Origin of the sequence: uncultured Mailhella sp., assembly GCF_944324615.1 — a bacterium.
GTDB lineage: Bacteria > Desulfobacterota > Desulfovibrionia > Desulfovibrionales > Desulfovibrionaceae > Mailhella.
Genome location: NZ_CALUWY010000001.1, coordinates 135,339 through 153,800, shown reverse-complemented (window position 1 = coordinate 153,800; position 18,462 = coordinate 135,339). Strand labels below are relative to the sequence as shown.

Annotated in this window: 15 protein-coding genes; 3 read left to right on the top strand and 12 right to left on the bottom strand. The window is 62.7% G+C overall.

Going from position 1 to position 18,462, the window contains the following annotated elements; all coding sequences use genetic code 11:
* From trmD to Q0K07_RS00595, 3 genes are all read right to left on the bottom strand, one after another.
* Positions 1-1,070 (bottom strand): tRNA (guanosine(37)-N1)-methyltransferase TrmD (gene trmD / locus Q0K07_RS00605; RefSeq protein ID WP_294554984.1); only part of this gene is annotated, 1,070 nt, incomplete at its 3' end.
* 5 nt (positions 1,071-1,075) lie between these two features.
* Complete coding sequence (gene rimM, locus Q0K07_RS00600; protein WP_294554981.1) at positions 1,076-1,678, bottom strand: ribosome maturation factor RimM; 603 nt, start codon at positions 1,676-1,678, stop codon at positions 1,076-1,078.
* Positions 1,678-1,914 carry a KH domain-containing protein gene (locus Q0K07_RS00595; protein ID WP_294554977.1) on the bottom strand — a complete coding sequence of 79 codons (237 nt, stop codon included), beginning with the start codon at positions 1,912-1,914 and terminating at the stop codon, positions 1,678-1,680. The genes rimM and Q0K07_RS00595 overlap by 1 nt, the downstream gene beginning before the upstream one ends.
* A 254-nt stretch (positions 1,915-2,168) precedes the next feature.
* Between Q0K07_RS00595 and Q0K07_RS00590 the strand changes: the two genes are divergently transcribed.
* Positions 2,169-2,768: a nitroreductase family protein gene (locus Q0K07_RS00590; RefSeq protein ID WP_294554973.1), complete on the top strand. Its 600-nt coding sequence runs from the start codon at positions 2,169-2,171 to the stop codon at positions 2,766-2,768.
* Between the two features lie 191 nt (positions 2,769-2,959).
* Here Q0K07_RS00590 and glgP read toward each other — a convergent pair whose 3' ends face one another.
* From glgP to Q0K07_RS00570, 4 genes are all read right to left on the bottom strand, one after another.
* Positions 2,960-7,237 carry an alpha-glucan family phosphorylase gene (gene glgP / locus Q0K07_RS00585; RefSeq protein WP_294554970.1) on the bottom strand — a complete coding sequence of 1,426 codons (4,278 nt, stop codon included), beginning with the start codon at positions 7,235-7,237 and terminating at the stop codon, positions 2,960-2,962.
* 93 nt (positions 7,238-7,330) lie between these two features.
* Positions 7,331-8,515: a glycoside hydrolase family 57 protein gene (locus tag Q0K07_RS00580; RefSeq protein WP_294554967.1), complete on the bottom strand. Its 1,185-nt coding sequence runs from the start codon at positions 8,513-8,515 to the stop codon at positions 7,331-7,333.
* A gap of 3 nt (positions 8,516-8,518) precedes the next feature.
* The gene (locus Q0K07_RS00575) at positions 8,519-9,847 is read right to left on the bottom strand and encodes a glycosyltransferase (protein ID WP_294554964.1); all 1,329 of its coding nucleotides are present in this window, start codon (positions 9,845-9,847) and stop codon (positions 8,519-8,521) included.
* Positions 9,848-9,886: 39 nt separating this feature from the next.
* Positions 9,887-11,983 carry an amylo-alpha-1,6-glucosidase gene (locus tag Q0K07_RS00570; protein ID WP_294554962.1) on the bottom strand — a complete coding sequence of 699 codons (2,097 nt, stop codon included), beginning with the start codon at positions 11,981-11,983 and terminating at the stop codon, positions 9,887-9,889.
* Positions 11,984-12,164: 181 nt separating this feature from the next.
* On the opposite strand from Q0K07_RS00570, the gene Q0K07_RS00565 reads away from it, so the two are divergent.
* Positions 12,165-13,253, top strand: a complete 1,089-nt coding sequence (locus Q0K07_RS00565; RefSeq protein WP_367178857.1) for a glucokinase — start codon at positions 12,165-12,167, stop codon at positions 13,251-13,253.
* Positions 13,254-13,338: 85 nt separating this feature from the next.
* Complete coding sequence (locus Q0K07_RS00560) at positions 13,339-13,827, top strand: CinA family protein (protein WP_294554959.1); 489 nt, start codon at positions 13,339-13,341, stop codon at positions 13,825-13,827.
* A 9-nt stretch (positions 13,828-13,836) separates the two neighbouring features.
* Here Q0K07_RS00560 and Q0K07_RS00555 read toward each other — a convergent pair whose 3' ends face one another.
* The 5 genes from Q0K07_RS00555 to Q0K07_RS00535 form a co-directional block, all read right to left on the bottom strand.
* On the bottom strand, positions 13,837-14,967 hold the full coding sequence (locus Q0K07_RS00555; RefSeq protein WP_294554956.1) for an AI-2E family transporter: 1,131 nt from the start codon (positions 14,965-14,967) through the stop codon (positions 13,837-13,839).
* Positions 14,968-14,995: 28 nt separating this feature from the next.
* Positions 14,996-16,549 (bottom strand): NFACT RNA binding domain-containing protein, encoded by a 1,554-nt coding sequence (locus tag Q0K07_RS00550; protein ID WP_294554953.1) that lies wholly within the window; start codon positions 16,547-16,549, stop codon positions 14,996-14,998.
* 23 nt (positions 16,550-16,572) lie between these two features.
* Positions 16,573-16,935, bottom strand: coding sequence for an RNA polymerase-binding protein DksA (dksA, locus tag Q0K07_RS00545; RefSeq protein ID WP_077073906.1), 363 nt, complete (start codon positions 16,933-16,935; stop codon positions 16,573-16,575).
* An 85-nt stretch (positions 16,936-17,020) separates the two neighbouring features.
* Positions 17,021-17,698: an HAD family hydrolase gene (locus Q0K07_RS00540; RefSeq protein WP_294554950.1), complete on the bottom strand. Its 678-nt coding sequence runs from the start codon at positions 17,696-17,698 to the stop codon at positions 17,021-17,023.
* A gap of 2 nt (positions 17,699-17,700) precedes the next feature.
* The gene (locus Q0K07_RS00535) at positions 17,701-18,459 is read right to left on the bottom strand and encodes a hypothetical protein (protein WP_294554948.1); all 759 of its coding nucleotides are present in this window, start codon (positions 18,457-18,459) and stop codon (positions 17,701-17,703) included.
* Positions 18,460-18,462 lie beyond the last annotated feature (3 nt).

Here is an 18,462-nt window from a genome sequence, read left to right as displayed (position 1 = left end):
GCACTGGTGCCGACCACAAAGGGCGGCAGGCCGCGATCGGTTGTCAACGTCGCAATCGCGCTTTCCAGAGATTCCTCAGGCCTGACCAGTCGAAGGGCTTCGGCCCTGTCGGGATTGAACGACAGTCCTGGCCCTTCCGTCCAATGGGAGAGCAGTGTTGCCAAGAGTCTGAGCTGATCCTTCAGCGGCGTGACCACGAAGAATCCACTGATCCCATAGGTGCGGGAAATTCGTGCTATATCGTGAATATCGAGGTTTGTCAAAGATGTTGTGCCCGTTTTCCGATCTTTTAATCGCACGGGGTGATGCAGAAGGGCCACGAAGAGGTTCTTCGCCGGACGGAAGCGGGGAGCGGCCCGCAGGATTTCCCGGTCGTGACGGGTGAGTACGGCGTGTTCGAGCAGGTCGGGCCTGTGCTTTGCCGTGGCAAGCAACGACTGATCCCTGCGCCACGCGGCGATGAGGGCGTGGTTGCCCCCCTGAAGCACGGCGGGAACTTCAAGTCCCTCGAAGTTTTCCGGCCTTGTGTACTGCGGGTATTCCAGAAGGCCGTTGCTGAAACTTTCCTCGTCTCCCGATTCATCCTTGCCCATGAATCCGGGCTGAAGGCGCGCCGTGGCTTCGATGACGGCAAGGGCCGCGGCTTCTCCGCCGTTGAGCACCGCTTCTCCCACGCATACCGGTTCCACCGGCAGAAGCTCGAAAAGGCGTGCGTCGAAACCCTCGTAGCGGCCGCAGACAAGGGTGAGCTCCTCTTCCTGCGCCAGTTCCCGGGCAAGGGCCTGGGTGAAGGGCCTGCCTGCGGGCGTGAGCGCGATGAGCCTGCCCTTTCTGCCGTTGCAGGGGGCAAGGGCGCGCAGCGTCTGCACCAGGGGGTCGAGCATGAGCACCATGCCCGGTCCGCCGCCGTAGGGGCGGTCGTCCACGGAGTGATGGCGGTCCGTGCTCTTGTCGCGCGGGTTGAAGAAGGAAAATTCCACGATCCCGGCTTCCCGCGCTTTTTCCATGAGTCCGCTGGAAAGGGGCGAGTCGAACCATTCCGGGAACAGGGTGACCAGGTTGTAACGCATGGCGTCTATGCTCGGGAAGAAGAGTTTGCCGGGTCCTGTTCCTCCTGCCCGTCGTCGGGAACGTCGGCGGAGGCGCCTTCCCGGTACAGGTCGAGCAGGCCTTCCGGCGGAGCGATGGTGGCGCTTCCGGCGTCAAGGTCGATGTCCAGCACGAATTCAGGCACGGCAGGGAAGAGAATTTCGTAGCCGCCCTCGCTTTCCGGGGCGCGGATGACCCACATTTCCTGTCCGGCGGGGAAGTCCACATCCTCCAGTTCGCCCACCACGGTACCGTCGGCAAGGCGCACGGAAAGACCGATGAGGTCGCGCAGGTACGGTTCGTCGTCCTCCGCTTCAGGCAGGAAGGAGGCGTCGATGAGCAGTTCCTGCCCGCGCAGCTGTTCGGCGGCGGAACGGTCGTTGCAGCCTTCTATGCTTAAAATGAGCTGGTCTTTCCACAGATGCCATTCGCGGATGCGCACGGGGCGCGGCGCGAAACGCCCGGCGCGGAGCATGAGGGGCTTTTCCAGAAGGTCGGCGGAATCGGCGTAGTAGTCCACGCGAAGTTCGCCCTTGACGCCGTGGGGCTTGGTGAGGCGCCCCAGTACAACAAGAGAGGAGGCGGGCATTATTCGAGAATTTCCAGAACGACGCGCTTTTTCGTCTTGGCGGACACGGCGCCGAGAATGGTGCGGATGGCGCGCGCCGTGCGCCCCTGCTTGCCTATGATCTTGCCGAGATCGTCCCGGGAAACGGAAAGTTCCAGCACGGAACCCTGATCTGCTTCCGATTCGTTCACCGTCACCTGATCGGGATTATCCACCAGCGACCTGGCGATGAATTCCACAAGTTCTTTCTGCTGCATGAAGATCTCCACGCGCCGTTGCCGCACAGGGCGGGCGCGAAATTTTCTGCACAGTAGCATTCCCTTCCGTTGCCCGTCAATCAAGGCCCGGGCGCTGCGGCGGCCGCATCCTTCCGGGAAAATCTTGCAACATGTTGTTCCCCGCAGGACGGGCGCACGCTTTTCTGCTAGATTTTTCCCGGGGCCTTCCGCCGGGCGCTTTCCCGGAAGGAGCGTCCTCCACAAACACTCTCTCTCTTGTGCAAGGAGTGCCCATGACCTTAAGATCCATGCTTTTTTCGCTGCTGTGCTGCGCGGCGCTCACCGTGCCCGTAACCGCTTCGGCCGATATGCTGGTGGAGCTTCCCGCTCCGCAGAAGACAGGCGGACTTTCCGTGCGGGAGGCCCTTGCCGCACGGCATGTGGAACGCTCTTTCGACAGTCGTCCCCTGCCCGTGCAGGAAGTGTCCAACATTCTCTGGGCCGCCTGCGGCGTGAACCGTGACGACGGCCGCCTCACCGTGCCCACGGCCATGAACTATCAGCGCATCGGCGTGTACGCCGTGCTGCCCGACGGCGTGTACCGCTATGACGCGCGGAACAATGCCCTTGAGCAGGTGCTTCAGGGGGAAAACTGGCTGAAGATGTACGACAACGGCGCGCCCATGGTGCTCTTGCACGTCGCGCAGGAAAGCGACCATTACTCGGCCATGCACATCGGCTCCATGTATGAGAACGTGGCGCTGTACTGTGCCTCCGCAGGGCTTGTGAATGTGATGAAGGCGCAGGAAACGGACCGGCTGGACGGCAGGCTTTCCCTGCCCGAAGGCTGGAAGGTGTATATGATACAGCCTGTGGGCTATCCTGCGAAGTAAAGCCTCTTTTCCCTGTGCGAGAAGAGGCGGTACGGGCGGAACAGGCGCCTTTTCGGGGGCGCGTGGGGCCTTTTTTCCGGCGGGCCGGTACATGGTGCGGCCCGGCGGGAAACGCCCCGGAAATACCTTTAAATACGACAGGCGCGCGGGGTTGCGGCCCCGCGCGCCTGTTGTTTCAGAAGGTGGTCAGACTAGGCCCACTGCACCAGACCGGCGCGCAGGACGTTGTCCATGGGATCGGCAAAGGGCACCACACGCAGGCCGTAGGCATGCAGGCCGTTTGCCCTGGCCGTGCAGGAGGCCTCGTAGGTGAGGATGCCGTTTTCCTCTCCGGTGAGGGTGAGGTTGATGATCTGCGGTTCATCGGTGAAGTTCGCGCCGTCGCTCAGGCCGAGAACGAACTGGGCGAGCAGTTCCTCGCTCTTCATTTCGCCGGGGTTCAGGGTGAGCTTCACGGTGAAGGGCTTGCCGCAGTACACGGTATCGCTTTCCAGACCGGAAACCTCGATGGACTGGATGCTGGCGGTATTGAAGCGGCCGGGGATGTTCTTCTGCCATTCGGTGAGCCTGCGGGCCTTGGCCTGACGGTCGGCGTCCATGGCCACGCCGCGGCGGGCGGCGGGGATGTAGATCTTTTCCATGTAGTCGCGGACCATGCGGCGGCAGCCGTACATGGCGGTGAGGCTCTGGAGGGAGTTCTTGGCCACGGCTATCCAGCCGTGGGGCAGAGCGTCGGAATCACGCTGGAAGAACAGCGGAACCACGTCGTTTTCCAGAATCTGGTACAGGCTTTCGGCGTCGGCATAGTCGTTCTGCTCGGCGGAAAGGGTGGCATAGGTGGCCTTGGGGCCGATGGTCCAGCCGTTCTTTCCGTTGGCGCCTTCCACCCACCAGCCGTCGGAGATGCTGAGGTTGATGCCGCCGTTGACCGGCACCTTTTCACCGCTGGTGCCGCTTGCTTCATGGGGACGGCGGGGCGTGTTGAGCCACACGTCGCAGCCGCGGGAGAGCAGGCGGGACACTTCGAGGTTGTAGTTCTCCACAAAGAAGATCTTGCCGAAGAAGCGGGGATCGCGCGACCAGCGGACCACTTCTTCAATGAGCTCTATGCCCTTGCTGTCCGCAGGATGGGCCTTGCCGGCCATGATGAGCACCGTGGGACGGTTCGGGTCGTTGAGCAGACGGGCGAGGCGGTCGGGATCGGCAAAGAGCATGGTGGCGCGCTTGTAGGGCGCGAAGCGGCGGGCGAAGCCGATGATGAGCGTGTTCTGCGTGAGGCTGGAGAGCCACTGCACGCGCTGGTCGCCGGAGATGTCGGAATAGGCGGAGCAGTGGGGCAGGCGTTCGCGCAGGGCGTCGATGAGCGTCTGCTTCTGGGCGCGGCGGGCGGCCCAGAATTCATCGTCGGGAATGGACTGCACCTTGTTCCAGGCGGGATCTTCGGGATGCATGTCGAGCCAGTTGGCGCCGAGGTAGTGCCACAGCAGAATGCGGAAGGCGGGGCCCACATAGGAGGCGGTGTGCACGCCGTTGGTCACATGGCCGATGGGCAGTTCCGCTTCGGTGAAGCCCTTCCAGATATTGCGCCACATGCGGCGGGAAACCATGCCGTGCATGGCGCTCACACCGTTGGCCTGAGAGGACATGCGCAGGGCGAGCACCGTCATGTCGAAGTTGTTGGCGTCGCCGCCGTCCTGACGGCCGAGAGCGAGGAAGTCGGCCCATTCCAGACCGAGCATCTCGGCATAGGGCTGGAAGTAGCGGCTCATGAGATCCACGGAGAAGCGTTCGTTGCCGGCGTCCACGGGGGTGTGCGTGGTGAACACGCAGGAGCTGCGGACGAGGGTCTTGGCTTCATCGAGGGTGAGGTCGTCGCCCTTCATGTGCTGACGCAGGCGTTCCAGCACGAGGAAGGCGGAGTGGCCTTCGTTCATGTGCCACACGGAAGGCGTGATGCCGAGGGCGGCCAGCATGCGCACGCCGCCGATGCCCAGCAGGATTTCCTGACGCATGCGCACGTCGCGGTCGGCCTCATAGAGGCGGGCGGTGATGCGGCGGTCGTCGTCGCTGTTCTTGGACACGTTGGTATCCATGAGGTACAGCGGCACGCGGCCCACCTGCAGCTTCCAGATGCGGGCGTAGAGGGTGCGGGAACCGAGGGGCAGGGAGATCATGAGCGGGTCGCCCTTGTCGTCGAGCATGGCTTCAAGGGGCAGGCAGGCGGGCTGATTCTCGGGGTACTGCGGGTTCTGATGACCGCTCTTGTCCACGGTCTGCTGAAAGTAGCCGTTCAGGTAGAAGAGGCCCACGCCGATGAGGGGCAGGCGTTCGTCGCTGGAGGACTTCAGGTGGTCGCCGGAAAGGACGCCCAGACCGCCGGAATAAAGCTGCAGACTTTCATGCAGGCCGTATTCGGTGGAGAAGTAGGCGATGGGCCTTTCGGGAGAAACGACGGTGGTGCCGTCTTCCAGCGTGTCGGTGACGAGAGGCTGCGCCATGTAGGTGTCGAAGTCTTCACAGATCTTCTTCAGACGGGTCACGAAGGTGACGTCGGAGGCAAGGTCGCGCAGGCGGTTCGGAGGCGTGCTTTCCACCATGGCGATGGGATTGTGGCCGCATTCCTCCCACAGGTCGGGATCCATGCCCTTGAAAAGCGCCATCGCTTCGGGTTGCCAGCACCACCAGACGTTGTTGGCGAGGTCGCGCAGGCGGCTCAGTTCGGCGGGAAGTTCCGACACGGCGTTCAGCGTGCGCAGGAAGGGAATGGAAGAAGGACGCATGGCGAGTTCCTTGGTGATGGAGGATGCTTTGTGGCTGGAGGCGAAACGGCGGGAATGGGCCTTTTCATTGGCCAGGTCGTACGCCTGTCTGTAGAGCTGGAAGAACTGATCCCAGGAGGCATGGGCTGCGGCGGCGCGCACGGAGCGGCGCCGCTGATCGAGTTCTTCGTCGGAGCAGGAAGCGCAGTGGACGATGACTTCGGCGAGAGAGTCCACGGTCTTGGCGTAATCGGCGTTGCGGCGGGCGATGACGCCTATGCCGGGCTGAATGCCGATTTCGTTTTCCATCTGGCGGATCCAGAGGCCGAAGCCGGAAAGATCGGTGGTGACGGTGGGCACGCTGTAGGCGGCGCTTTCATGGGGAGTATAGCCCCAGGGCTCGTACCAGGAGGGGAACACACCGAGGTCGCAGCCGGAAAGCACGTCGAAATAAGGCATGTTGAAGAAGCCGTCGTGCCCGTCGAGCAGGGCGGGAACAAACACGACCTGCACGTTGTCGTCCTTCGTATTGTTCAGGCCGAGGCGGCGGCAGGTGGTGAGAATGGGATCATTGGGCGCGTCGTAGACCTGATGGCTGGTGAGGAAGCCCGCTTCAGGCATGGAAGGATCGGCCACCACGGAAGGATCGCCGTTTATGGCCTTTTCGTTCACGCCGGTATGACCGCCCATCATGAGCATGAGCGCGAGCACCTTGTTGGAGGTGTTCTGCATGGACTTCTTGGCCTTGGCGAGAGCGTCGAGGAAGAGATCCACGCCCTTGTTGTGATATTCGTAGCGGCCGGAAATGACGAGAATGCGGGTGTCGGGGGAGATTTCGCGGCGCAGCAGACGGCTCACGGGAGCAAGGAGCTTCCTGCGGTTTTCCAGAGCGCTCTTGCGGTCGGCGCTGTAGTCGTGGATGACGGAGAGGTCGAGCCCGTTGTCGGTGATGATGTCGGGCGTGCGGCCGAGGAAGACGCGGGCTTCTTCGGCGGTGATGCCGCTCACCGTGGTGAACACGTCGGCTTCACGGGCGCTCACGGTTTCCATGGAGCACTTGGCCGTGACGTTGTAGCGATAGGCTTCCTGCGAGGGGGAGATTTCCGACATGCGGGCGTAGATGTCCACGCCGTTGCCGGCCATGGCGCGGCCGAGCACCGTGGCGTGGGTGGTGAACACCGTGCCCATGGAAGGAGCGAGCTGCTTGAGCGCGAGAATGCCCGCGCCGCACATCCATTCATGGAAGTGGGCCACGCCGTGGCTCTTGTTGCGGGTGGCAAGCACCTGATGAATGGTGGCGATGACTTCGCCGCAGGTATAGCTGAACAGCACAGGTTCGATATAGTCCCAGCCGCCGGAAAGAGAATCGACGCCGAAGCGTTCCCAGAGCTGGCGCAGTATCTGATTCGAGTCGTGGCGGCCGTTGAAGTCCACGAGGATGACGCGCGGACGGCCGGGGATTTCCCAGCGGCCGAAGCGGCAGCGCAGATCCTTGTCCTTCAGGGGGTAACGCAGAGCGTCCCAGCAGGGTTCGTCCGTCTCGGTGAACTCCGTATTTTTTTTGGTATCGGGTCCGATGAGGAAGTACTCGCCGTTGTAGGCGTTCATCGCCTGCTGCGCCTTGCTTGCGACGACCTCATAGATGCCGCCGACTTTGTTGCACACTTCCCAGCTGACCTCGAAAAGGTGGGTGCGTGAAGGTTGGTTCATGAAAACTCCGTAAAGGGTGAATTCTAACGCGAAGGGCCTCGCTTTTCCCTTTGGGGGAAAAGCGGGGCCGCGGGCGTTAGTTCTTTAATATGCCTACTGGTTGGATTTGGCAACGAGCCGTATGCGCAAGTCCGCCAGAATGTTCATGAAGTTGGTATAGGCCTCAAGCGGGGTCCTGTAAGGGGACAGCGCCGGATGCGCTCTGCCGCCCGAAGTTCTGGGCGTACTCATATAATAGAGGTGATCGGCTGTCTGCAGTTTCCTCCAAATTCCGGTGAGTTCTTCATCATCGAGGTAGTTCACCAGTCCCTGACATTCGCAGAGGGCGCGGAAGGCGTCCTTCTGCATGTCGTTGCCGAGCCACGGGTAAAGGTCGCCCTCCTGGGATACATGGTAGGGAACATCCAGAGCGGCGTAGGAACCGTAACGGTCGGCCGCTTCGGACACGGTGAGGAAGTTGAATTCCGGGTCTTTCAGAATCTGATCCGGCAGGGCCCGCATGAAGTCGAAGATGCCGGTATCGGCGCCCTGATGTTCGCCGAAGGTTTCGTAATTCATGAAGAGGTTGATCACTTCTCCGTTGCCCTTCACCCGGTGCAGCCACGAGGCGAAGGTGTCGGCCATGAGCGGGTAGGACACCCACGAACGGTCGGAGAAACGCCGGGCGATGTCGTCGGAAAGGGAGGAGCTCTTCAGCATGAGCTTCATGCCCGGGCAGCTCTGGGGACGGTAGACGAAGTGGGGGCTGCGCCAGCCGAGCATGTATCCCGGGCTCTCGGAGAGAATGACGGAATAGCCCATGTGTTCCGCCATCTGAGCCACATCGTTGTTGTAGATGAGCTCGGTGTTGTGGAAGGCCCGGGGCTGCTGACCGAAGAGCCGGTACATGCGTTCGCGGTGCCGCCTCACCGTGGCGCGGAATTCCTCCTCGGAGAAGAGGAAGGCGAGACCGTGATTGTCAGGCTCGTCCAGAAATTCCACGCATCCGGTGCGCGCAAGGGCCTTGAAGCCTTCCAGCGCTTCCGGCGCGTAGGCTTCGAGCTGGTCGATGACGGTGCCGGAGAGGGAGAAGGAAAGGCGCAGGCGTCCCTGATGGCGCTCGATGAGCTCCAGAAGCAGGGCGTTCATGGGCAGGTAGCAGGTTTCGGCCACCTTGCGGATGATGCTGCGGTTCAGTTCCCTGTCCTCGTAGTCTTTCCTGGCGCCCATGTCGAAGAACCCGTAGGGACGTAACCGACAGGGCTGATGTACTTCAAAGCAAAAGCATACGGAAGGCATGGCTCAACTCCGGGCATTGGGGCAGACATGGGCGTAAGCTTCGAGAATGCCGTCGGCGGCGCGTTCCCAGGTGAGGGTCTGCAGGGCTTCCTGACAGCGTCTGAGGCTTTCGGCGGCCATGTCGGGGTGGTTCAGCACGTCGAGGATCTTGTCGGCCATCTGGCGCACGTCCCAGTAGTCCACGGTGAGGGCTCCGGGCAGCACTTCGGCGCAGCCGGACTGCTTGGAAAGCAGGATGGGGGCTCCGCACTGCAGCGCTTCCAGAGGAGCGATGCCGAAGGGTTCGGACACGCTGGGCATGACGTACAGGTCGGCCATGGAGTACATGCGCTGCACGTCCTTGCCGCGCATGAAGCCGGGGAAGTGGAAGCGGCTGCCCATGCGCAGTTCCGCAACGCGGCGGATCATGCGCGGCAGAAGGTCGCCGTTGCCGGCCATGATGAAGCGCACATCCGGCATTTCGTTGAGCACGAGGCGCGCGGCCTCCACGAAGTATTCCGGTCCCTTCTGGAAGGTGATGCGGCCCATGAACAGGACGCGCTTTTCATCACGCACAAGCTCGGGAATATCGAAGGTGGGAACTTTTTCATGCAGGAAGGCGCCGTTGTACACCACGGAAACCTTTTCCGGCGGCACGCCGTAGCGTTCCACGGCCACCTGCTTGGTGCGCTGGCTCACGGCGATGACGTGATCTGCGGCCTGCAGCCCGTCACGTTCGATGTTGTAGATCTTGTCGTAGCCGTGTTCGCCGCAGCGGTCGAACTCGGTGGCGTGCAGATGAGCCACGAAGGGCAGCCCGCTCAGGCGGCTGGCCGCGATGGCGGCAGGATAGGTCATCCAGTCGTGGGCGTGGATGACGTCGGCCTTCTTCTTCATGTGCTCTTCCAGCACCACGGAGGTGGCGGCGGTGCTGAAGCGGTACACTTCGTCCATGAGGTCGTCGTGGTAGCCACCCCGGAAGTGGCTGATTTCCTCGACGCACTGGTCGTTTTCATTGAAAACGTCGGGGTCGATGTCGCGCCGGCCGAAGTCATAGTCACCGTAAGGATTGAGCCTTGCGCTGACGGGGCGCATGAACAGGTGGGCGAATTCGTCGGATTCCTGTTGCTGGTGTACTTTTTCCACGGCCTTCTTCAGGGCGCGCGAAATGGGAACGCCGGAGGCGGAACGCAGGAAGGTTCCCGCCGGCGAAGAATCGGCCTTCATGCTGGGCAGAATGAAGGCGATGTCGGTTCCCTTTTTCGTAAGCCCCTGCGTTATGCCGTAGCAGGCGGTCCCCAGCCCTCCGCTGATGTGCGGCGGAAATTCCCATCCAAGCATCAGAACGCGCATTATGATATCCCCCGTTATATCGGATAATGAAAAATGTTGTTAACGGATGTCCCGGCCGTCTTCCTCCAGAGAATCCAGCCAGCGTTTCCATTCTCCCGTGTTGTATTGTTTGACGAGCAGCAGCAGGCGGAGCGCTTCGGCGCAGCTCCATGCCTGCGCAATGCAGCCCCCCGGCGTGTGGGGCGCATCACCGTCGAAAATTTCCGACATGCTTCCCAGTCCCGCCTCCTGCAGATGGGAGGTGAAAAGCGGCGTGAGCGTGCTGAGCGCGCTGCGCACGGCAGCGGGTGTGCGGGCCGTCTTTATCACGGCGTCCATGTACGCGCCCGCGGGCCAGGGCCATACCGTGCCCTGATGATAGGCCTTGTCGCGTACTTCCTGCGGTCCGCGGCACACGGGCTGATAGTCGGGGTCGGAGGGAGAGAGGGTGCGCAGCCCGAAGGGCGTGAGCAGGTGCTCGCGCACGCATTTCACCACGGCGCCCTGCACTTTCTGCGGCAGGGGGGAGGCAGGAACGGCCACCGCGAAGATCTGGTTGGGACGGATGTGCCGGCCCGGACCTTCCACGGGATGCCAGGTGTCGTACAATCCGCCGCCCATGAGCGCGGCATCTTCTTCCGAAGGACGGAACACACGGTTGAAGGCCTTTTTCAGGCGGGGCAGAAGAGCCGTTTCCTCAGGCGCCTTTTCCCCGAAGGTTTCGGCCAGTTCCCTGACGAAGGTGAGCGCGTCGAACCACAGGGCGTTCAGCTCCACGGCGCAGCCGTGGCGCGGCGTGACGGGGCTGCCGTTGATGGAGGCGTCCATCCAGGTGAGCTGCGTCTTTTCGCTGCCGGTGTGGAGCAGGCCTTCTTCATCGGCATACACGAGCATGTTGCCCTCTTCATCCGGCATGGTGCCTGCGGCGAAATGGCGGACGATCTCCTTCATCACGGGCCAGCAGGTCCTTTTGATGAAGGGCATTTCCTTCGGGCAGGCGATGGCCAGGCGATGCACGGCCAGCATGTACCAGAGGGAGGCGTCGGCGGAATTGAAGGCCGCCTCGCCGTTGCCCGCACCGATGAGGTTGGGCACGAGGCCGTTTTTCACCGTGCCGCTGATCTGGCGCAGGATGGCCTTGCCTTCCCTGAGCCTGCCGGAAAGGAAGGTGAGTCCGGGCAGGGCGATGAGCGTGTCGCGGCCCCAGGGGCCGAACCAGTGATAGCCAGCAGGCACCACGGCTTCGCCTCCGGCGGTGGTGAGGAAGCGGTCGCATTCGCGGCGCAGATGTTCCAGAATCGCTTCCTTGAAGACGGCCCTGGGCGCGGTGGCGGCGTAATGCTCCCACAGCGTTTCCGGCGCAAGGGAAAGGGGCTCGGTGCCTGCCGAGAGCCAGAGCGGGCAGCCCGCCTCAAGGGTGGCGGAAAATTCGCCGGGCATGAACAGATCTTCCGAAAAATCGTAGCCGCGTTCCTTTTCCACGGGATAGAGCACCTTGAAGTACCAGTCGGGCGCGGAAGTGAAGGCGGAGCGGTGCAGGCCGGGGTGGGAGATCTGAATGCACAGGGACGGAACGTCCTTTCCCGTCTGGAAGGTGAAGCCGGGGTAATCGGCGTATTCCCTGCCCAGTGTATGGATGGAAAAGGCGGTGTCGGTGGCGGAGGCGAGGTGATTGATGTTCCTGCCGCAGACCAGAGGACGCAGGACAAGGTGCACCGGTCCCAGTTCGCGGGCGGCGGGCGTGTCGTCAAGAGCGTAACGGATGATGATGCGCGAGGTGGTTCTGTCGAGAATGAGGGTGCGCAGCAGGGTGATTTCCTCTTCGCCTTCACCGGAAAGACGGAAGGCGAAGGTTACATGATCGTGATCGCAGGTGACATCCTTGAGAAAACGCCAGCCCTCGGGATAGACCACGCCGGGGTGAACGCGGCTGGAAAGCGGAATGATCCGGCCGTTTACCGTGACGGAGTCCTCAAGGGAGGAGAGGAGCATATATCGCCCCGAAGGAGTCTGTACGGCCAGCAGTCCATGATAGCGGCGGGTGTTGCATCCCTGCACGGTGCCGGAGGCGTAGTCCCCCAGACTGTTGGTAAGGAGCCATTCCCGGCTCATGTCGCCGGCAGGGTGTGACGTATCTGGACGAATATGATATTCCATGGAAAACTCTGATTTGGGAAAATCCTGCCCGTCAGGAAAAAGGAGGGCGAACCCGGGATTTTGGCACGCTGCGCCGAAATGGCAAGCTTTTGTATGTAATAGGTGAAGAAAAGAGCATAGTCCCTTTTCAGGGCGTGGAAAAGCCCCTTTCCCATGAGAATGATATCTTGTTTGCCCGGCCATGGCAATGTTGGCGTGTCTGTGCTATCTGCATGGCCATGCAGGGAGGTTCGACATGGAGATGCTTGCGGCGGATATAGGCGGCACCAGAAGCCGTTTTTTCAGGTTTTCCTGTAATGGCGGAGAGATATCAATAAAAGAAGGGCTTGTTCTTTCTTCAGTATGCCATAGTTTCGATGCCCTGCTTGGGAAAATTTTTGCATGCTGGCCTGAAGATGCAGAGCAGTTGAAAAAAGTATCCCTGCTGATTTTTGCCGCCGCCGGGCCGGTGAAGGACGGGGCCGTGGTCATGACCAACGCTTCTTTCCGCGTGGAGAAGGCTCCTGCCCTGGCGCGTTTTCCCGGCGCACAGTGCCTTGTGATGAACGATTTCGAGGCGCAGGCCTGGGCCTGCCTCTCCCCCGTCATGCGGGAGGCGGAAACGCTTCTGCCCGGGCGCGGCGTGCCTTCGGAAAGGAGGAGCTTTGACGCGGCCGCCCTGTCGGGGCTTGAGGGAAGCAGCGCCCCCGTGGCGGTGATCGGCGCGGGCACCGGTCTCGGCGCATCCTGGCTTCTGCCCGGCCGGGAGGAGACGCGCGTGCTTGCCTCCGAAGGCGGGCACATGCCCTTTCCCTTTGAAGGGGAGGAGGAATGCGCCTTTGCCTCATGGCTTGCCCGGAAAGTGGGCGGCGGGCCCGTGACGGCGGAGCATGTGCTTTCCGGGCCCGGCCTTGCGCGGCTTTATGAATATCTCTGCGGCAGGGCGGAGGAGCCTTCCGTGTTCACGAAGGAGCCGGGCTTTGCCGGTTCCGACTGCTGCGCGCTGTACGCGCGCTTCTACGGCCGTTTCTGCCGCATGGCCGCCCTTGCGCTTCTGCCGCAGGCCGTGGTGCTGACCGGTGGCGTGGCGGAAAAAAGCCCTGCGCTGGTGCGCCATGAGGCCTTCGCCCGCGAGTTTCTGCGGGAGCGGGGAGGGCGGAAGGAGCTGCTTGCCGGGATTCCCGTATGGCTGAACAGGCACCCGCAGGCAGGCCTGTGGGGCGCGGCGCGTGCAGGGGCGGCCTTTGCAGGAGCGATGCAGGCCCTGCCGGAAGGCGCCATCCGGTCCTGAAGTGCGGAAAGGCCCGGGAAAGGCCGGGCGGAATCGTCAACGGCCCTCATTCCGCCGGGCGGACGGAGGGCGGAGAAGGAAACGTATGTTCGCGGAAAATGATGTTCTGGTTCAATCTCTGGCACAGGCGCTGCAGAAGCGCGGTCTTGTCTGCTCCAGTGCGGAATCCTGCACCGGCGGCCTGGTGGGCGCCATGCTCACGGCCGTGCCCGGTTCATCCGACTGGTATCTGGGCGGCGTGATCTCCTATGCCAACAGCGTGAAGGCGGGCCTTCTGAAGGTGAGCGGGGATGATCTTGCGCGTTTCGGCGCGGTAAGCGAACCTGTGGTGCGCACCATGGCTCTCGGCGCATGCGCGGCCACGGGCGCGGATGCGGCCATGTCCACGAGCGGCGTGGCCGGGCCGGGAGGCGGCAGCGCGGAAAAGCCCGTGGGTACGGTATGGATAGGCTGGGCCTTGAAGGGGGAGAGCCGCGCGCGGCTCTTCCATTTTGACGGCAGCCGCGACGAGGTGCGCGTGCAGGCCGCACGGGCCGCCATAGAGGGCCTTGTCTCGTGGCTGGAAGAGGCCTGACGGGGCCGTTCAGTCGTTCTTTTCCGGTTCCTTCTGCCGTGTATCTGCCGCCGGGCCGTCTGCGGCGCCGGAAAGGTACCTGCCGTACACGCCGTTTTCGCATTCTTCCATGAAGATCTGCCACACGGTGACAAAGAGCACGGCCAGCGTGGGACCGGTGACGAAGCCGTCCATGCCGAAGAGCATGAAGCCGCCCAGGGTGGACAGCAGCACGAGGAAGTCGGGCAGTTTCGTGTCGCGTCCCACAAGGACGGGGCGGAGAATGTTGTCGGCAAGACCGATGACGCACGCGCCGTAGGCGATGAGCAGTCCGCCCTGCCAGTAATGGCCCACCGCCATGAGGTACAGGGCCGTGGGCAGCCAGATGATCGCGGAACCCACCACGGGAATGAGGGAGAGTATGGTCATCACCACGCCCCACAGCACGGCGGCGCGGATGTCGAGAATCCAGAACATGATGCCGCCGAGCGCGCCCTGAGCCATGGCCACGAGCAGGCTTCCCTTGACCGTGGCGCGCATGACTTCCGCGAACTTCCGGAACAGGCGTTCCTCCCTGTGATTGCCGAAGGGCATGGCGCGGATGAGCAGTTCGCGTATGCGGCCGCCGTCGCGCACGAGGAAGAAGGAAATATAGAGCACCAGCGCAAGGTTGGTGACAAGCTGTGCCGCGCTTCCGCCGAGAGCCACGGTGTTCTTGGCAATGAGGCTGCCTATGGAAAGGGCCGTCTTGCTCAGTGCGGCCTTGATCTGTTCCGGCGTGTAGCCGTACTGGGCAAGCCATGCCTGCGCTTCGGGGAAGTGCTCGCGCAGGCGGTCCACCGCATTGACGAGGGAGGTGCTGCCCGAGGAGATCCGGTCGTACAGGGCCACCCCTTCCGCCAGGCAGGAATAGAGCAGCCATGCGAGGGGAAGAATGATGATGACCAGGCAGAAGAGCACGGTAAGCAGCGAGGCAAGGTTCGGCTTCATGCCGTAGCTGTCGCGCAGGCGCGTGTTCACCGGGGAAAAGAGCACGGCGATGACCACGGACCAGAACAGCACGTCGAAGAAGGGCTGAAGAAGCCAGCCGAAGAGCACGGAGGAAGCCGCAAGGAGAAGAAGGAAGGCGCGTGCCTCAAAGCGCTGCATATTGTCGTGCATGACATATCCTCCGGCCGGGAGCGGCCTTTCAGTTCTTGGTCAGCCTCTCCTCAAGCTCCGCGTCGATGCGGACGCGGAACGCGCCTTCACTGCGGTCGATGCGCACCATGCCGGGAGCGGCCTTTTTCATGGGATGGATGTATTTAGCCAGGGAATACTGGATGTCGGCGCTTTCCTGATCCTTCTGCCAGCTTTTGAGCGCCGCGAGAATACCGGCCTCATGGAGCGTTCTTTCCGGCACCTGCTGCCCCGCATGGTCGCGGCGGATGATGACGTGGGCGCTCGGCCCGTCGGCCGTGTGTATCCAGTAATCATGGGGCGCGGCGAGCTTGAGGGCGAGGCCGTTTCCCCTGGTGTCTCTTCCGCGGAGGATGAGAAAGCCGTCGCTGCTGCGGAAGGCCTGCACCTGCCGGGGCAGATCGCCGGGCAGGGCGGCGTTTTTTCTGTCCTCCCGGCCTTTTTCCCTTGCAGGGGCGGCGGCTGCGCCGCTTACGGAGGCGAGGCTGCGCAGCATGGCGGCCTCGGCCTGTTCCTTCTGCGCCCGGACTTCCGCGCGCCTTCTTTCAAGGTGTTCCAGACCGCGTCTTCCGCGTCCGGCCTGATGGAACAGGGCGGCCATGTTCTCACGCACGGTGAGCTTCTTGTCGAGGCGGACCGTCACGGGGCCTTCCGGCCCGTCCAGCACGACGGATTCGGCCTTTTCATCCGGGGAAAAACGGTAGAGCGAGCTTTGCAGCAGCAGGGCGTCCTTCTGCTTTGCGCTCATGGCCAGCAGGCGTTTCTCCTCTCCGTCCAGCTTGTCCAGAAGCCGTCCGAGGCGGGAGGCCTCGGCGGAAAAGGGGCGTGCCGCGTTTTCTCTGGCCTGCCGGGCAAGGTCTTCGTACACCAGCGTTTCTCCCGCGCGGGCGAGCGCCTCCAGCGGGTCTTCCAGCACCTGTTCCTTCAAGGAACCGCCCATGGCGGCAAGCTGTTCCGGGCAGAGGGGCCAGGCCGACACCTCGCAGCGTCCGCCGCCCTCATAAAGAAAGACATCGCCTCCGCCCGCTTCAAGATCCATGAGCAGCGCGCCCGCGTCCAGCGGGTCGAGGCAGGCAAGGGTGCGGCGCAGCGCCGGCGTGAGCACGATGTGCTCCTTCCACCGCTCAGGCGGCAGGGTGAGCACGTCCGCATCGGGCCAGGGGATGTCTTCGCAGGGGGAGGGGGCGTCGAAAAGCAGGGAGGGGCCTTCGCGCAGGTCGAGACGGAGCCAGAGTTCCGGTTCTCCGGCAAGACCGAGAAAAAGCTGCCGCTGCGGCCAGTGGCAGACGGCGTGCGCCACGCGCCTGCCGGAAAGATGCTTTCGCAGGCGCATGACAAAGGCCGGAGGCTCCGCGTTGACGGGTACGCGATGCGCGGCAACGAACATGAGGGGCGACTTGCGGTCCGCCTTCAGGACAAGGTGGCGCTTGCCTTCGCGGCCTTCTCCTCCGTACAGGGTGAATACCGTGACATGGGGGCCGGGCGCATGGATTTTTTCCATGCGCGCACCCATGATGCGGGGAATGAGCGCCTCGCAGAAACGACGGAAGAGATGAGCGTCCATGGCGGAAGTGCGCAGAGGGAGCCTCAGCTGCCCTGTATCTTTTCGCCTTCCTCCTGCCGGGCCTTGCAGGAAACGCAGAGCGTGGTGACGGGGCGTGCCTTGAGGCGGGCAAGACTGATATCTTCGCCGCACTCTTCGCAGATACCGTATTCACCGTCGTCCATGCGTTTGAGCGCGTCCTGTATCTTGGTGATGAGCTTGCGTTCGCGGTCGCGGATGCGCAGAGTGAAAGAGCGATCCGACTCGGCGGTGGCGCGGTCGGAAGGATCGGCATACGATGAGTGGCTGTCCGTCATTTCTTCCAGAGTGGAGTCGCCGTTGCGCTGTGCCTCGACGAGCATCTGGTTGAGAAGGTTGCGGAAATATTCCAGATCTTCAGGGGTCAAGGTTCCTCCTGGCAGGCTGTTGCGCCCTGCCGTTTGAATTTCCGTTGTTTAAACCATAAAGATTCGGTTGTAAAGCGGCGGAGTGTTATACGCGAAGGGTTTTCAGCGCCTGAAGAAGCGTGGGAAAGTCCTTCACGGCCGCCTCGGCAAGGCCCTCGGTCTGGAAGGAGAGGAAGGGAATGTCCGCCCCTTCCGCAGCGCCCTTGTCGGAAGCGCTGTCGCCGAGAAAAAGCAGGCGGCGGGGAGGGAGATTCCACGTTCTGAGAATGAGCAGCGCTCCGTCGGGAGCGGGTTTGGGCCGGGCGACGTGACTTGCCAGAACAATGGGGTCGAAGTAGCCGTGCAGGCGGCAGTTGTCCAGGAGCATGTCCATGCCGTCGGTGCGGTTGGTGTTCATGGCAAGGTGCATGTGCGCGTCACGGCAGAAGTTCAGCACGTCGTGCAGGCCCGGGTAGCAGGTGATGTGGGGCATGATGTCGCGCACATAGGAAATGCGCTTTGCCGCGTCGCGCAGAAGGGGCTGAAGAGGCCTCGGGAAGATGGCGTCCATGGCCTGATGCACGGTGGCGGCCTGCACGAAGTCTTCCTGCTCCCGCGTGAGCTCCGGCAGGCCGAGATGGGCGCGCAGGTAGTTGTAATAGGTGATGTTGGCTTCGCGCGAGTCGATGACGACGCCGTCGCAGTCGAAAATGATGCCGAGGGGCCTGCCTCCGCACTGTCCGGAGATCCAGCCCGCAAGATCGGGGGCGCTGAGATGTGACATGGCTATCGGTGTTCTTCCGGCAGAAAAAGGGTGAGGGTACGGTTCCACTGGCCGGGGTCAAGTTCGCGTTTCAACCGGGCGTACTCGTTGCGGCCGCAGCACTCTGCCAGCGCAGACACGCTGACGTTCCGGGCCTTTTTCCCGGAAGGAGCGTCCGCTGCGGGTTCTCCCAGCTCTGCAAGGGCCTCTGCCATGGCGGAACCTGTGATGAGCAGGGTGGTGGAGGCGGGAAAGTCCTGCACAAAGGCAAGGGCCGCGAAAAGGGCCTTTCTCCAGTCGGGCAGGTCCTGCTCCTGAGGCAGGGCGGAGCGTTCCGTCTTTTTTGCGCGACCGGAAATGAGGCTTGCCAGCGATTCGCGCGAGGCGCCTATCTTCTGTTCCAGCGCGGCCATGTCCATGGCCTGCTTTTCCTGAAGCCAGAGAAGAATGAGCACCTGCTGCGCGGTAAGGCGCAGGGGCGCCTCTTCCTTTTCAGGGGGCAGCCCGGTCATTTCGCGCAGGGCGCGGCGTTCGGCAGGGGAAAGGTCGGCCGGAGCGGCTTCCGCGCCCAGGGTGAGCACGGGGGAACCGCTTGCGCCGTCGCGGCAGGCGCGTTCATAGTCGGCAAGGCAGGCGGCGGCCATGGGGGCGGACCAGGGCATGGCCGGTTCCCAGGCGTTTTCCGGCCTGCCGGGCAGACCGGGCCAGAGCGTGCGGCACGCTGTTTCGTCCGGAGAAAGTGCGGCGTGAAGATAAGGCAGGGAGAGAAGAAGTGTTTCCATATG